The 13659-nt window shown below is 72.8% G+C and carries 15 protein-coding genes; 8 read left to right on the top strand and 7 right to left on the bottom strand.

Annotation, left to right across the window (positions count from 1 at the left end):
* Positions 1–33: 33 nt before the first annotated feature.
* Positions 34–795: a protein phosphatase 2C domain-containing protein gene (locus FXF51_RS00380; RefSeq protein WP_148432172.1), complete on the bottom strand. Its 762-nt coding sequence runs from the start codon at positions 793–795 to the stop codon at positions 34–36.
* A 133-nt stretch (positions 796–928) separates the two neighbouring features.
* Positions 929–2041, bottom strand: coding sequence for a M24 family metallopeptidase (locus FXF51_RS00375; RefSeq protein WP_222871056.1), 1113 nt, complete (start codon positions 2039–2041; stop codon positions 929–931).
* A 156-nt stretch (positions 2042–2197) separates the two neighbouring features.
* Between FXF51_RS00375 and FXF51_RS00370 the strand changes: the two genes are divergently transcribed.
* A complete protein-coding gene (locus tag FXF51_RS00370; RefSeq protein ID WP_148432171.1) occupies positions 2198–3403 on the top strand; it encodes a PP2C family protein-serine/threonine phosphatase in 1206 nt (401 codons plus the stop codon).
* Between the two features lie 58 nt (positions 3404–3461).
* Positions 3462–4358: a 5'-3' exonuclease H3TH domain-containing protein gene (locus tag FXF51_RS00365; RefSeq protein WP_148432662.1), complete on the top strand. Its 897-nt coding sequence runs from the start codon at positions 3462–3464 to the stop codon at positions 4356–4358.
* A gap of 137 nt (positions 4359–4495) precedes the next feature.
* Here FXF51_RS00365 and menD read toward each other — a convergent pair whose 3' ends face one another.
* Positions 4496–6157 carry a 2-succinyl-5-enolpyruvyl-6-hydroxy-3-cyclohexene-1-carboxylic-acid synthase gene (gene menD, locus FXF51_RS00360; RefSeq protein WP_148432170.1) on the bottom strand — a complete coding sequence of 554 codons (1662 nt, stop codon included), beginning with the start codon at positions 6155–6157 and terminating at the stop codon, positions 4496–4498.
* A complete protein-coding gene (locus FXF51_RS00355; RefSeq protein ID WP_187414075.1) occupies positions 6154–6714 on the bottom strand; it encodes a hypothetical protein in 561 nt (186 codons plus the stop codon). Before FXF51_RS00355 ends, menD begins: the two co-directional genes overlap by 4 nt.
* Positions 6715–6727: 13 nt before the next feature.
* Here FXF51_RS00355 and FXF51_RS00350 point away from each other — a divergent pair, with 13 nt between their 5' ends.
* The 3 genes from FXF51_RS00350 to FXF51_RS00340 all read left to right on the top strand — a co-directional run bounded on the left by FXF51_RS00350 (position 6728) and on the right by FXF51_RS00340 (position 9811).
* Positions 6728–7876, top strand: a complete 1149-nt coding sequence (locus tag FXF51_RS00350) for an AMP-binding protein (protein ID WP_148432168.1) — start codon at positions 6728–6730, stop codon at positions 7874–7876.
* Positions 7877–7919: 43 nt separating this feature from the next.
* On the top strand, positions 7920–8273 hold the full coding sequence (locus tag FXF51_RS00345; protein ID WP_148432167.1) for a hypothetical protein: 354 nt from the start codon (positions 7920–7922) through the stop codon (positions 8271–8273).
* 176 nt (positions 8274–8449) lie between these two features.
* Positions 8450–9811: an RNA polymerase sigma factor gene (locus FXF51_RS00340; RefSeq protein ID WP_148432166.1), complete on the top strand. Its 1362-nt coding sequence runs from the start codon at positions 8450–8452 to the stop codon at positions 9809–9811.
* A gap of 98 nt (positions 9812–9909) precedes the next feature.
* On the opposite strand, the gene FXF51_RS00335 is transcribed toward FXF51_RS00340, so the two are convergent.
* Entirely contained in the window at positions 9910–10287 is a 378-nt protein-coding gene (locus tag FXF51_RS00335) for a hypothetical protein (RefSeq protein WP_262379222.1), read from the bottom strand.
* 136 nt (positions 10288–10423) lie between these two features.
* Between FXF51_RS00335 and FXF51_RS00330 the strand changes: the two genes are divergently transcribed.
* Positions 10424–10984, top strand: a complete 561-nt coding sequence (locus FXF51_RS00330; protein ID WP_187414074.1) for a TetR/AcrR family transcriptional regulator C-terminal domain-containing protein — start codon at positions 10424–10426, stop codon at positions 10982–10984.
* Between the two features lie 200 nt (positions 10985–11184).
* On the top strand, positions 11185–11376 hold the full coding sequence (locus tag FXF51_RS00325; RefSeq protein ID WP_148432163.1) for a DUF5999 family protein: 192 nt from the start codon (positions 11185–11187) through the stop codon (positions 11374–11376).
* Positions 11377–11603: 227 nt separating this feature from the next.
* Here FXF51_RS00325 and FXF51_RS00320 read toward each other — a convergent pair whose 3' ends face one another.
* Positions 11604–12194: an alpha/beta family hydrolase gene (locus FXF51_RS00320; RefSeq protein ID WP_148432162.1), complete on the bottom strand. Its 591-nt coding sequence runs from the start codon at positions 12192–12194 to the stop codon at positions 11604–11606.
* A gap of 81 nt (positions 12195–12275) precedes the next feature.
* Here FXF51_RS00320 and FXF51_RS00315 point away from each other — a divergent pair, with 81 nt between their 5' ends.
* Complete coding sequence (locus FXF51_RS00315) at positions 12276–12617, top strand: hypothetical protein (RefSeq protein ID WP_148432161.1); 342 nt, start codon at positions 12276–12278, stop codon at positions 12615–12617.
* A 27-nt stretch (positions 12618–12644) separates the two neighbouring features.
* Here FXF51_RS00315 and FXF51_RS00310 read toward each other — a convergent pair whose 3' ends face one another.
* On the bottom strand, positions 12645–13454 hold the full coding sequence (locus FXF51_RS00310) for a tetratricopeptide repeat protein (protein WP_148432160.1): 810 nt from the start codon (positions 13452–13454) through the stop codon (positions 12645–12647).
* Positions 13455–13659: the final 205 nt, after the last annotated feature.

Raw genomic sequence — 13659 nt, 5'->3', positions numbered from 1 at the left:
GAGCGCGGCTTGCCGCTGCCGCCGGCCCACGCCTCAGCGCCCGAGCGACCCCCACGCGGCCGTCGCGTCGTCATGCTGTTTGCCCCGCACCGCCCCGCGCGCCGCCTCCAGCTCCCTGACGGCCCCGATGACCGCCCCGGGCCCGCGCCCCGCCAGCACGTCGAGCACCGACGCCCAGCTCCACCCGTACCAGTCGCACAGCCGCGCCACCCCGTCGGTGAACACCCCGACCCCGCGCACCTCGCCGGCGTCCGCCTCGCCGGTCACGCTCTGCCGGGCCGCCTCGGGCCGGGCGCCCGCCACCCAGAAGCCGCCGGGCGCGTTACGCATCCGCCGCACCAGCTCCAGGCTGTACGGCCGCCCGCCCGGCAGCCGTTCCAGCCGGTCGTCGCTGACCGCCCTGGCCTGCCCGCCCACCTCCGACAGCACCACTGTGGAGTCGCCCAGCACGAGGTACTCGACCCGGCGCTCCCCGGCCCGCACCATGGCCACCGTCGCCGACGGCGAATCCGGATTGTCCAGGTCGCAGCCGCCGGAGTGCGCCGCCAGGGTCTCCTCGATGGCCGACTCCAGCACCTCGGCCAGCGGCGCCCCGTCCCCGCGGGCCAGCCGGACGGCCAGCGCCCCTCCGAGCCGCCCCACCAGCCAGGCGACGTCGTGCGCGCACCCGCTGTCCACCCCCGGCGCGGCCGTGGCGCCGTCCAGGACGACGATCCAGGACGGCCCGGCGACCACCAGGTCCTCGTTCGGCCGCGCCGAGCCGGGCCGGGTGGCGTACGTGATCTCCGCGAACATGACAGCGACTGTGTCACAGCGGCTCACCCCGCGAGGCAGCACGCCACACCACGGTGACAGCGCTCACGAACGCCCCCACGCCCCACCCGGCCGGCGCGTTCACCCACACAGGCCGGGCGCGATACCCGCTCGGCTAGACGATCACCAGCTCGCGCGGCGTGTCGTTCATCCGCTCACCACCGCTCTCCGTGCACACCACGATGTCCTCGATCCTGGCGCCGTGGCGGCCCGGCAGGTAGATGCCCGGCTCGACGGAGAACGCGAACCCGGGCTCCAGCGGCTCGCCGTTGCCGGAGACGATGTACGGCTCCTCGTGCGTCTCGATGCCGATGCCGTGCCCGGTGCGGTGCACGAAGTACTCGCCGTAGCCGGCCCCGGCGATGATGTCGCGGGCGGCGGCGTCGATCGACTCGCACGACACCCCGGGCCGGACCGCCGCGCAGGCCGCGTCCTGCGCCTGCCGCAGCACCTCGTAGTACGCGGCGAACTCGGCCGGCGGCTCCCCCACGCTGTACGTGCGCGTGGAGTCGGAGCAGTAGCCGTTGTGCAACTGCCCGCCGATGTCGACCACGACCGGCTCGCCGGCCTGGATGACCCGGTCGGACACGTCGTGGTGGGGGCTGGCGCCGTTGGGCCCTGAGGCGACGATGACGAAGTCGACGGTGGCGTGCCCGGAGGCCAGGATCGCCTCGGCGATGTCCTTGGCCACCTCGCGCTCGGTGCGTCCGGCACGCAGCAGCCCGGGCACCTGGCGGTGCACGGAGTCGATGGCCTGGCCCGCCTCGCGCAGCGCCGCCGTCTCGGCGGGCGACTTGCGCATCCGCAGCTCCCTCAGCACGCTGCCGGCCAGCACCTGCTCGGCCTCGGGCAGCGCCTCGCGGAAGCGCAGCGAGGACATGGCCCACATCCGGTCGGCGAGCCCCACCTTGCCCGCGACCTTGCCGAGCCGCGCCGCCGCGATCGCGTACGGGTCGTCGGTCTCGTCCCACGCCACGAACTCCAGCCCCAGCCGCGAGGCGGGCGACGCCTGCGCGGCGGGCAGCTCCAGGCGGGGCACCATCATGTACGCCTCCCCCGACGCGGGCACCACCAGGCACGTCAGCCGCTCCAGCGGCTTGGCGTCGTAGCCGCTGACGTAACGCAGATCAGGGCCGGGGGTGAGCAACAGCGCGTCGAGGCCCGCCTTGGCGGTGGCCTCCTGAACGGCGGCGAGACGGGACACGGGATACAGGTCTGAGGACGTCACAGGCTCAATCTACTCCCGGCCGCCCGGCCAACATACCCGCCTAAAATCCACGGAAAGGTCTCGTCACGCACCAAGCCCCCACTACACACCGTTCACGATCGATCACGTAGTGTGGGGCCAATTGTCGGATTCCACCCCGCGTCGAGAGTGAGACACATGGTCGACGTCATAGGCGCGGCAGAGCTGCTCGGGCACGAGAGCGACGCCGAGATGCTCGCCGTACGGCTGGCGCACGCCCAGCGGCTCGGCAACATGGGCTGGGCCGAATGGCATCTGCACACGGGGGAGACGATCTGGTCGGAGCAGGTCTACGTGATCTTCGGCCGCGACCCCGGTGAGGGCCCCATCGCCCTGCCCGACCTGGCCGAGCACGTCGAGCCAGGCGACGTGGCCACGCTCGACCGGCTGCTGTGGTCGGTCGTGCAGAGCGACGAGCCGGTGCAGGCCGAGTTCCGCATCCGCCGCGGGGTCGGCTCCAGCGACCTGCGCGACCTGCGCGTCATCCTGGAGCCCCTGGCGGGCCCGGGCGGCACGATCGGCATGCACGGCGTCATCCAGGACATCACCGGACGCCGCCGCGCCGAGCGCATGGTCTCGGAGTCGCGCCGCCAGCTCCTGGAGGCCCGCGAGCGGGCCGCCGAGGACCGCCACGTCATGCTCGCCCTGCGCGAGGCGATCCTGCCCGAGCCGGACGGCTGCCTCGACCTGCCGCAGACCCGCATCGCGGTCCGGTACGTGCCGGCCGAGAAGACCGCGAACCTGGGCGGCGACTGGTTCGAGGCCGCACCCGCCCCCGACGGCCGCCAGCTCCTGGCCATCGGGGACGTCTCCGGCCACGGACTGCCCGCCATCTCCCGCATGGCCCAGCTCCGCCACGCCCTCGTCGGCCTCGCCATGACGGGGCAGGCGGCCAACCGGCTGCTCGACTGGCTGAACGAGCTCGTCCTGCACCAGCTCAAGGACACCACCGCCACCGCGATCATCGGGCACTTCGACCCGCGGACCCGGGTGTTCGCCTGGGGACAGGCGGGCAACCTGGCGCCCATCCTGGTGCGCGACGGCGTGGCCAGCCAGCTCCCGCAGCCCAGGGGCGTGCTGCTGGGGGCCGCGTCCGGCAGCCCGTACGAGCTGGCCACCACCCGCCTGCACCCGGGAGACCTGCTGCTGATGTTCACCGACGGGCTGGTCGAGCGGCGCACCCGCGACATCGACGTCGGCCTCGACCTGGCCATGACGGCGTCCCGCAAGGTCGACTGCCAGGACCTGGAGGAGAGCCTCGACCGCCTGCTCGCCGACATCGGCGGCCCCAACCCGGAGGACGACGCCTGCCTGCTGGCCGTGGGCGTGCTGGGGGCGGAGTGAGCAGGACCCGCGCGGACCTGCGCGGGCCTGCGGGAAGTGCCACCATGGACGGGTGCTGATGCTTCTGGACACCCCTTCTCTCTACTTCCGCGCCTTCTACGGCATCCCGGAGTCGATCAAGGCTCCCGACGGCTCGCCGGTCAACGCGGTGCGCGGGCTCATCGACATGATCGCCACCCTCGTGCGCCAGCACTCCCCCACGGCGCTCGCGGCCACCATGGACGCCGACTGGCGGCCCGCCTTCCGGGTGGCGGCGATCCCGACGTACAAGGCGCACCGGGTCGCCCACGGCGACACGGAAGAGGTGCCGGAGGCGCTCGTCCCGCAGATCGCGGTCATCCAGGACGTCCTCGACGCCCTCGGCATCGCCCGCCTGGAGTCACCCGGCTACGAGGCTGACGACGTGATCGGCACCCTCACCCACCAGGCCGGCGACGGCGCCGTGGACATCGTCACCGGCGACCGCGACCTCTTCCAGCTCGTCGACGACTCCCGGCCGGTGCGCGTCCTCTACACCGTGCGCGGCATCCGCAACCTGCAGATCGTGGACGAGGCGTTCGTCACCGCCAAGTACGGCGTCCCCGGCCGCTCCTACGCCGACTTCGCCACCCTGCGCGGCGACCCCAGCGACGGCCTGCCGGGCGTGCCGGGCGTCGGCGAGAAGACCGCCGCCGCGCTGATCACCCGCTTCGGCTCCCTGCCCGCCCTGCTGGAGGCGCTCGACGCGGGCGTCACGGACGGCTTCCCGGCCGGCAGCCGCAACCGGCTCGCCGCCGCCCGCGACTACCTCCGCGCCGCACCGGCCGTGGTCGAGGTCGCCTCGGACGCGCCCCTGCCCGCCACCGACCTCACGCTCCCCGCCAAGCCCCGCGACCCCGAGGCGCTCGTCCGTCTCGCCGACCGCTACGGCCTCGACAGCCCCCTCAACCGGCTCCTGGACGCCCTCGGCCGCTGAAGCCCGCAACGCCGCACCCGCACCGGCACGAGCGCGGGCCGCCCTCTGGCGCCGCGTCGGCGGGGTGTGGTGCGGCGGGGCCCGGCGCCCTGAACGGCGCTCAGCCGGGAGGGCGGGCCGGAACCACGCCCAGGACGTCACCCCGCGAGGCAGGCCCGCACAGCCTCCTGAGCCGCATCCCGCAACCGCCCATGCACCAGAACGTTCTCCTCCCGATCCGTACGCACCTCGACCACCCGCGGCCCCTCCCCCCGCAACGCCTTGGGCAGCTCCCCGACATCCCCCACCAGCGTGTAGGGCGTCCCCGTGGCCGCCGCCACGTACCCCAGATCCACCCCGTGCGGCGTCCCGAACACCCGCTCGAACGGATCCCGCACGGCGGCCTGCGGCAGCAGCGAGAAGATCCCGCCCCCGTCGTTGTTCACGACCACGAGGCAGAGATCGGGCCGAGGCTCGCGCGGCCCCAGGATGAGCCCGTTCTGATCGTGCAAGAAGGAAAGGTCCCCCAGTAGCGCGTACGAGGGCCCGTTGTGCGCCAGCGCCGCCCCCATGGCCGTGGACACCAGCCCGTCGATCCCGGACGCCCCCCGGTTGGCCATCAGCCGGATGCCACGGCGCGGCCGCATGGCCTGGTCGAGGTCGCGGATGGGCATGGAGGAGCCGCAGAACAGCAGCGCCCCGTTGGGCAGGGCGTCCACGAGGTCTCTGGCCAGGCGCGGCTCGCTCGTGCCCGACAGGTCGAGGACCTCGTCCATGGCGGCGCGGGCGGCCAGGTCGGCCTGGCGCCAGGCGTGCAGCCAGGAGTCGTCGCCTGAGGCGACGGGGATCTCGACGGCCTGGGCGACCTGGGTGGCCGAGCGGGTGGGGTCGGGCCAGCGGTCGAGGTCGGGGGCGACGACGATGTGCTCGCCGGCCCGCCGCAGCCACGACAGCAGCGGCCGGGACAGCCCGGGCCGGCCCAGCGTGACGACCACGTCAGGCCGGTGCGCGTCGGCGAACTCGGGTGTGCCCAGCAGGTAGTGGTAGGCGGAGATGGCGTGGTCGCCGTAGCGGGCGCCGCCGTTCGGCTCGGACAGGACGGGCCAGCCGGCCATCCCGGCGGCGGCCACGTAGCGGCGCACGTTGGCGGCGCCGTCGCCGACGACGAGCACGCCGCGCCTGGTGGGCGGGATGTGCAGGGCGATGGGCGGAGGCGCGACGCGGGCGCGCACCCAGGGGGCGCCGGCGCCGAGATCGAGCGGCTCGCACCAGGAGGTGTCGCCGTCGGGGATGAGCGGCTCCCTGAAGGCCAGGTTGAGGTGCACGGGGCCGGGGTTTCCCGCGCCGGACGCGCGCTGGTAGGCGCGGCAGGCCAGGGAACGCCAGTAGGCCACCTGGCCGGGCCGGTCCTCGGGCACGCCGACCTCGGCGAACCAGCGGGTGGCGGCGCCGTACAGCTTGATCTGGTCGATCGTCTGGTTGGCGCCGGTGCCGCGCAGCTCGGGCGGGCGGTCGGCGGTGAGCACGAGCAGCGGTACGCCGGACTCGCTCGCCTCGATGACGGCCGGGTGGAAGTTCGCGGTGGCGGTGCCGGAGGAGCAGATCAGCGCGACGGGCCGTTCCGAGCGTTTGGCCAGGCCGAGCGCGAGGAACGACGCGGAGCGCTCGTCCACGCGCACGTGCAGCCGCACCCGGGACTCGGCGTGCAGGGCGAGCGCCAGCGGGGCGGAGCGGGAGCCGGGGGCGAGCACCACGTCGGTCAGGCCGCAGCGCACCAGCTCGTCGACCAGTACGGTGGCCAGCGCGGTAGCGGGGTTCAAAGTGACGCCTCCTGCATCCGGCGAAGCCACTGGGGAGATTCGATCTCGTAAGCCGACAACTGCTGAACATCAACTCGGGGCCGCCGGACGGTCAGGCGGCCGTCCACCGGCGCCGGCGGGTCCGCGACGACGTCGCCCGGCAGCAGCGACATCATGCCGGGCTCGCACGCGCAGGGCAGCATCGTGCCGGGCCCGCCCGCGCAGGGCAGCATCGTGCCGGGCCCGCACGCGCAGGGCAGCGCGGACAGGGCCGCGGCCGGCGCTAACCCGGCGGCCGGCCCCACGGACGTCTCCACGGCGCTGGCGCAGGGCTGCTCGTCGGACGTCTGCCCGTACTCGGCCACCTGGACCTTGGCCGTGGCGCAGCCGCGCGGGCCGTACCCGGGGAACGGCGAGAACTCGCCCCACCCCGCCGGGCCGTGCAGCAGCACCCCTTCCCTGACGGTCTGTCCGCGCAAACGCGTGCGCATCGCAATCCTGAAGACCACGGAAGCCCCGGGAGCCCTGGGAGAACGCGTCACGACCCTCCCCTGCGCCGCTGTCCGACCTGTCGCCATTAACCTTACGAGCATGTGGAGGAACCCGTCGCATCCGGACCGTCCGCTGCATGCCATTGTGCAGCCTCCGGGACCTGCCCTGTTCACGGCGGTGCGCGACGCCCTGTCCGGCGACGGTCCCGCCGTCCTCCCGCTGTCCCCCGGCCATGCGGAGCCCGCGCTGGCCGCCCTGCGTCCCACGCATCTCGGCGGCGTCCCGCGCGACGGCGGCGAGGGCGTCCCAGGCGACGTGGCGGTGGTGATCGCCACCAGCGGCAGCACCGGCGCCCCCAAGGGGGTGATGCTGTCCGCCGCCGCCCTGCGCGCGTCGGCGGCGGCCTCGCTGCGCCGCGTGGAGGCGGCGGAGGGTGAGCGCTGGCTGTGCTGCCTGCCCGTCTCGCACGTGTCCGGTCTTCAGGTTCTGGTACGCGCGCTGCTGTCGGGCAGTGAGCCGATCATCCACGCCGCGTTCGACCCCGAGGCGGTGCTGCGTTCGGGCGCCGATCACGTCTCTCTCGTGCCCACGCAGCTCCACCGGCTGGTCGAGGCGGGGGCGGACCTGTCGGTGTTCAGGACGATCGTGCTGGGCGGCGCCGCGGCCCGTCCCGGCCTGCTGGAACGCGCCAGGGCGCGGGGCGCGCGGATCGTGACGACGTACGGGTCGAGCGAGACGAGCGGCGGCTGCGTCTACGACGGCAGGCCGTTGCAGGGCGTGGACGTCAAGATCGGCGAGGACGGCCTGATCAGGATCGCGGGCCTGGTGCTGTTCTCCGGCTACCGCTTCGGCGTGCCCGCCACCCCGTTCGACGGCGGCTGGTTCGTCACCTCCGACCTGGGCGAGCTGCGTGAGGGACGGCTGCGCGTGCTGGGCAGGGCCGACGACGTGATCAACACCGGCGGCGAGAAGGTCGTGGCCGGTGCCGTGACGGACGTGTTGTGCGCTCATCCGGAGATCGCCGACGCGGCGGTGATCGGCACGCCGGATCCCGAATGGGGCGAGCTGGTCACCGCCATCGTCGTCCCCGCCAACCCCGACACACCCCTCACGCTTTCGCAATTGAGGGCGTATTGCCGCGATAGGCTTCCCCCTCATGCCGCCCCGCGCGAGCTGCGGTTCGTCTCCCGGCTGCCGCTGCTGCCGAACGGCAAGACCGATCTGATACGGCTGAGGACAGGAACCTGACGAGTTGCGGCTGCGTCAAATCGGGGAGAAGGAGGGAGCCTTCATGGACCAGACCCGCAAGATGTGGGCATCCGCGGTCGTCGTCGGCGTCATCGTCGTCGGGGGCGCCTCAGTCGCGGCGGCCGCCTCGGCGGGCAAGCTCGACCAGGTCGCGAGGGAGACCCGGGCCGTGGTGGAGAAGGCGCCGCCGTCCGGTGAGCCGACTCCTGACATCGTGGTGTCCACCGAGGTCAACCCCGACCCCCGCGAGGTCATCGAGTACTGGACGGACCAGCGCATGGAGGGCGCCGAGCCCATGCCGATGCCCGAGGTGACGCCCGGCCAGTTCGAGGTCGGCACCGGTGATGTCGAAGTCCGCCCTGGAGATGCCGGGCAGACGGACGGGCATCCGGAATAGACCGAACCCTGGGGCGGTTTCGCATATGGGGCGATCCGCCCCTTTTCCTCCCGCAGGGGCGTACGGGAACAAATGACGGCGATTGGCGTTATTGATACTGGTGCGCCGTGCGGACGCGAAACCGCCCCACCACAACCTGCCTGATCGCTTCCACTCCGTACGGAGGAGGTGTCCTCATGCCCAGAACCGCCGTGGCGACCCCACCCGCAACTCTCGACCAGCTGATTGAACGAGGGCGAGACCAGGGTCACCTTTCTCTGGCCGAGCTGCGCGACGCGTTCGCCGAGGCCGGCATCAGCCCCTCTGAAGGCCGCACGATCCTGCGCGAGCTGTCAGAGGCAGGCGTGAGCCTGGCCGCCGAAGGTGAGCCGTCTCTCAGCACCACCGCCCCGAAGAAGACCCAGAGAAAGTCGCCTGCCGCCAAGAAGACGACCTCGCGGGCAAAGACTACCGGCCGCAAGCCCGGCGAGGCAAAAACTTCCGCGACCGCCCGGACGACCGCCGCCGGCAAGGCCGTGACGCCGTCCGAGGCCAAGCCGGAACACGAGGAGGACGTGCCCGACGACCTCGTCATGAACGAGGAGGCCGAGCTCGACAACGAGCCGCTCGACCTGGACGACACGCAGTCCGTCATGGGCGACTCCGTGCACACCTACCTCAAGTCCATCGGCCGCCGCACCCTGCTCACCGCCGCCCAGGAGGTCGAGCTGGCCAGGCGGATCGAGGCCGGCCTGTACGCCGAGTACAAGCTGGAGACCCAGCCCGACCTGTCGCCCGCCGCGCAGGACGACCTGCACCTGGTGATCGAGGACGGCCGGCAGGCCAAGGACCACATGCTGGAGGCCAACCTGCGGCTCGTGGTCTCGGTCGCCAAGAAGTACACCGACCGCGGGATGTCCCTGCTGGACGTCGTCCAGGAGGGCAACCTGGGCCTCATCAGGGCCGTGGAGAAGTTCGACTACACCAAGGGCTTCAAGTTCTCCACCTACGCCATGTGGTGGATCCGGCAGGCCATACAGCGCGGCTTCGCCGACTCGGCCCGCACGATCCGGCTGCCCGTGCACGTGCTGGAGATGCTCTCCAAGCTGTCCCGGGTCGAGCGCGACATGCACCAGCGGCTGGGCCGCGAGCCCACGCCCGAGGAACTGGCCGTCGAGCTGGACAAGACGCCTGACCAGATCGAGGAGCTGCTGCGCACCAGCCGCCAGCCGATCTCGCTGAACGCGACCATCGGCGAGGACGGGGAGACCACGATCGGCGACCTCATCGAGGACGTCGACTCCCCCGAGGCGTCCGAGATCGTCGACCGCCAGCTCCTCGGCGACCAGCTCAGGGGCGTGCTCGACAACCTGTCGCCGCGCGAGTCGAAGATCATGGCTCTGCGGTTCGGGCTGGTCGACGGCAAGCCGCACACACTGGACGAGATCGGCAAGCACCTGGGGCTGACCCGGGAGCGGATCCGGCAGCTCGAGAAGGAGTCGCTGTCCAAGCTGCGGCACCCGAGCAACACCCGGCCGCTGCTGGACTGGGCCAGCTGACACGAGAACCCCGGCATGTGCATGCCGGGGTTCTTTTTTCGTACGCGGCCCGTGATCGGCGCGCCCGGGCTCCGGCTCGCGTTTCGCCCGCCGGGCGCTCAGGCGGTGGCGGGCACCGGACGCGGAACCCGCGGGATCCCCCACATCCGGTTGTCCTCACGCAGCGTGCGCAGCCGCTCCACCTCCGACGTCCACATGGCCCCGGCGGGCGTCGCCTTGGCCTTGCGCCGCGCGATCCGGTCGTCGTAGGCCTTCACGCCGAACGTGGCCCGCTGCCCCGCCTCGGCGGCCCTCAGCGCCTCCGTCAGGGCCTGGTCGAACGCCCGCCCTGCGGCCATCAGCTCCAGCTCGTCGGCCGCGCCGGCCCGCAGGTCGCGCACGGTCTGCTCGGCCTGCCTGGCCTTTTCGAGGAGCTCGGGGAAGCTCTTGGAGATCTCCTGGTCCGCGTGGTAGCGGACCTCTGCCTCCCGGCTCACCCGCGGACGGAAAAACGCCATCGACCCGGCCCTTTCAACGCTGTCGGTACTGGTTCAACCGCCTAGCGTACGCCGTCCCGCGACACGGGCGGAAATCGCCCCGGAGCGAGCGCCTTTACATAGTAAGATGATCACCATGCCCGCCAAGAGACCGCCCGTGCCCCTCTCCCGCGAGCGCATCATCGAGGCCGCGCTCCACATCGCCGACAGCCAGGGCCTGCGCCGGCTCACCATGCGCAGGCTGGGCGACGCCCTCCAGGTGGAGGCGATGGCCATCTACCACCACCTGCCGCGCGGCAAGGAGGCGCTGATGGACGCCCTGGCCGAGCACGTCACGGCCGTGCACGTCGAGCAGGGCCCCTCCTGGCAGGAGACGGCCAAGGCGTGGTGCAGGGCCAGCAGGGAGCTGCTGCGCGACCATCCCGGCGTGCTGGCGCTGGCGCTCACCAAACCGCCCAAGGGCGCCACGGCCATCGCCATCAGGGAGCAGGTCGAGCAGCTCTCCGACGGGGGCCTGGGGGACGCGGCGGAGGCCGTGCGGGCGCTGCGGGCCTTCGTGTTCGGCAGCGTCGCGGTCGAGGTCCAGCAGTCGGGCTGGGCCGACCCAGAGGTCGATGAATGGGTCAGGCGGGACGAAAGAGCCGATGTGGACTTCGAGCGCGGACTCGACGCTCTTCTCAAGGGATTGCAAACGTGATGCGCGTGTCGCGCTTGGACCGTTATCCTGCATAAGGCACGCTGTGTCGAAGGTCACACGATCCGGGGATCCTCCTGTAACAGTCCGAAGGGCTATGTCGGAACGGGTGACGTACGTAACACACTTGCCAGCACAACTACCCGAGCAGGCTCCCGCCCCTCCACAACGGGAGCATCCCACGAGATATCGGAGGCACGCCGATGTGCCCGCACGACCCGGCCTGTCCGGAAGCCGAGGCGCCAGACCGCGAGGCGGCACGCACCCTCGCCTGCCACCCCGAGCAGGGGTGGAGTTTGCTCTGCAACGGAGTCGTCCTGTTCGAGGACACCGGTGAGCTGCTGCCGAGCGGCACCGTCATCGCTCCGCACCGGCCCGTGGTCGGGGCCGCCTGACCGACAGGGCGAGCACCCTCGCCCGACCCGGCCGCGCGCCTTCGCCCGGCCCTGTACACAGCGCTCTCGCCCCGGCCTCACAACCCGCGCTCTCGCCGCCTATCGCGCGAGCAGCCCTCGTCAGGCGAAGGGCGAGCAGCCTCGCCACGCTCCACGCGAGAAGCCTCGCCGCTCTGCGCGAGCCGCCTCGCCGCTCTGCGCGAGCCGCCTCGCCACGCGCCGGGCGACTACGCGTAACGCATGATCCATTCAGCGACGACCGCGCCCACCTTGGCAGGATCGCGCTTGAGATCGTGATTCTCCCCCGGCAACACCACCAGCCGCGCCGCGTCCGCCGCGTCCGGAATCCCGAACGGATCACGATCCCCGTTCACCACCAGCACATCCACCCCGGCCCCGCGCAACTCCTCCGCCCGTGACCGCTCGGGTCGCCCCGGCGGGTGCAGCGGGAAGGCCAGCGCCACCACGGCCGCCGCGCCGACCGCCTTGGCCGTGCGGCACGCCACCCGCGCCCCGTTGCTCCGCCCGCCCTGCACCAGCGGCAGAGCGGGCCGATCGGCGCGCAGCTCGCGCAGGACGATCTCCCAGGCCTCGTCCTGCTTGACCGGCGAGCCGGGCGCCCGCGCCCCCGCCAGCCTGAACGCCTGGGTCACCCTGGCCACGCTGGCCCCGGCCGCGAGGGCGGCGTCGCGTACGGCCAGCAGGTCGGGAGCGTCCACTCCCCCGGCCGATCCGTGGGTCAGCACCAGCAGCAGCCGCGGGTCCGCGGCCTCGTCGATCTCCACCAGCGCCGGCCCTCGCGGCGTCGTCACCTGCATGGCAGCACCGTACCTGGGGAGGAGTGGCCCCTAGCCCTCAGGGCGGATGACGGCGCGCCGCGTGGCAGGGATGATTTCCTCATGCCAGACAAACGCCTCCGGGATGATCTGCAGGCCACGCTCGACGCGCGCCGCGATCTGGGCCCTGAGTACGAAACCGCGCTGATCGACTCATTCGTGGAGCGTCTCGACGCCACGATCGCCGCGCGCGTCCGGGCCGAGCTGGATCATCCCGGCCCGGTGCGGGCCAAGCGCCGCCACCCGAGTGCGCCCATGGTGCCGATCGTGCTGGGCTCGCTGGGCATCGGCGTGCCGCTGACGGCCATCGCGGCCAGCGCCGGGAGTGAGGGGCTGCTGGTCGCGTGGCTGGCGATCGTGCTGATCAACGTGGCCGCCGCCGTGGCGATCATGCGCAGGTCCTGACGCCGGACGCGGCGGGCAAGCGGAGGCTCAGGCGTCGCGGTGGTAGCGCAGCCGCACCTCGGCGGCCAGTGTCTCGTCCTCGTGCTCCAGCCCGTACGACCACACCTGGTCGGCGTCCTCGGCGCGCCCGCGCAGCGGCAGCGTGCGGGCGAGCAGCTCGATGGCCAGCGCCCCGGTCTGCGCGTCGGCCCCGCCCTCGACGCTCTCGGCGAACTCGGCGCAGGCCAGCTCCAGGTGCGCGATGCCGAGCTGCACCCGCAGCCCGGGCACCTCGTCCCCGGGGGCGAAGTCGAGCGCGTCCAGCAGCACCTCGGCCGCCGCTCCCGGTTCCCCGTGCTCCAGCATCAGCTCGGCCAGCTCCGCCGCGGCGTGCGCGCCCAGGCGTTCCTCGCCGTGCTCCGCGCCGGTGTCCATGGCGGCTCGGAACTCCTTGTCCGCCTCGTCGAGCTGCTCGCCCCGGACGGCCAGGCGGCCCAGCGCAAGGTGGGCCAGCGGCACGTACGCGGCGGTTCCGACGCCCAGCACGGCCTGCCAGGCGGCTCTGGCCTGCTCGTCGCGGCCCTCGCGTTCGAAGCCCTGGGCGAGGTGGCAGGCGGCCTGGGCGGCGTATTCCGGGTGGCCGGTGGCCAGCGCCGTCCTGGCGGCGGCCCTGGCGCCCTCGACGTCGCCGCGCTGTTCGAGCACCACGGCCAGGCCCACCGCGGCCTGCGCCCTGTCGGGCCCCTCGGGGTCGGCGGCCAGCTCGCCCAGGATGCGGGCGGCGGCGGCGAGATCGCCGTGCTCGGCCAGCCTGCGGGCGGTGTCGAGGGGCGGGGTCTCCAGCTCTGAGGACGTCAAGAGAGCTCCTTGTGGCGGCGGTCGCACCGAGCCTAACGACTATCGGCGATCATGTCTGCTCACTTGACGTCGAAGGACTGGCGGCACCGGGAGCCCCGGCCGGTGCGCGGTCCCGGACCTGCTCGAACGCGTTCCCGGACAAGCCCGGCGAAGCGGGGCGCGCAGTCCGCGCCCCGCGCGTGTCGGGCCCCGCCCCAAGGGCCGA

This window comes from Nonomuraea sp. PA05, from assembly GCF_008086045.1.
Lineage (GTDB): Bacteria > Actinomycetota > Actinomycetes > Streptosporangiales > Streptosporangiaceae > Nonomuraea > Nonomuraea monospora.
This window is presented reverse-complemented; position numbering and strand designations above follow the sequence as displayed.

Coding starts and splice junctions, on each gene's coding strand:
- FXF51_RS00380 (WP_148432172.1), bottom strand. CDS start 795: ATGTTCGCGGAGATCACGTACGCCACCCGGCCCGGCTCGGCGCGGCCG.
- FXF51_RS00370 (WP_148432171.1), top strand. CDS start 2,198: ATGGTCGACGTCATAGGCGCGGCAGAGCTGCTCGGGCACGAGAGCGAC.
- FXF51_RS00365 (WP_148432662.1), top strand. CDS start 3,462: ATGCTTCTGGACACCCCTTCTCTCTACTTCCGCGCCTTCTACGGCATC.
- FXF51_RS00355 (WP_187414075.1), bottom strand. CDS start 6,714: ATGGCGACAGGTCGGACAGCGGCGCAGGGGAGGGTCGTGACGCGTTCT.
- FXF51_RS00350 (WP_148432168.1), top strand. CDS start 6,728: ATGTGGAGGAACCCGTCGCATCCGGACCGTCCGCTGCATGCCATTGTG.
- FXF51_RS00345 (WP_148432167.1), top strand. CDS start 7,920: ATGGACCAGACCCGCAAGATGTGGGCATCCGCGGTCGTCGTCGGCGTC.
- FXF51_RS00340 (WP_148432166.1), top strand. CDS start 8,450: ATGCCCAGAACCGCCGTGGCGACCCCACCCGCAACTCTCGACCAGCTG.
- FXF51_RS00330 (WP_187414074.1), top strand. CDS start 10,424: ATGCCCGCCAAGAGACCGCCCGTGCCCCTCTCCCGCGAGCGCATCATC.
- FXF51_RS00325 (WP_148432163.1), top strand. CDS start 11,185: ATGTGCCCGCACGACCCGGCCTGTCCGGAAGCCGAGGCGCCAGACCGC.
- FXF51_RS00320 (WP_148432162.1), bottom strand. CDS start 12,194: ATGCAGGTGACGACGCCGCGAGGGCCGGCGCTGGTGGAGATCGACGAG.
- FXF51_RS00315 (WP_148432161.1), top strand. CDS start 12,276: ATGCCAGACAAACGCCTCCGGGATGATCTGCAGGCCACGCTCGACGCG.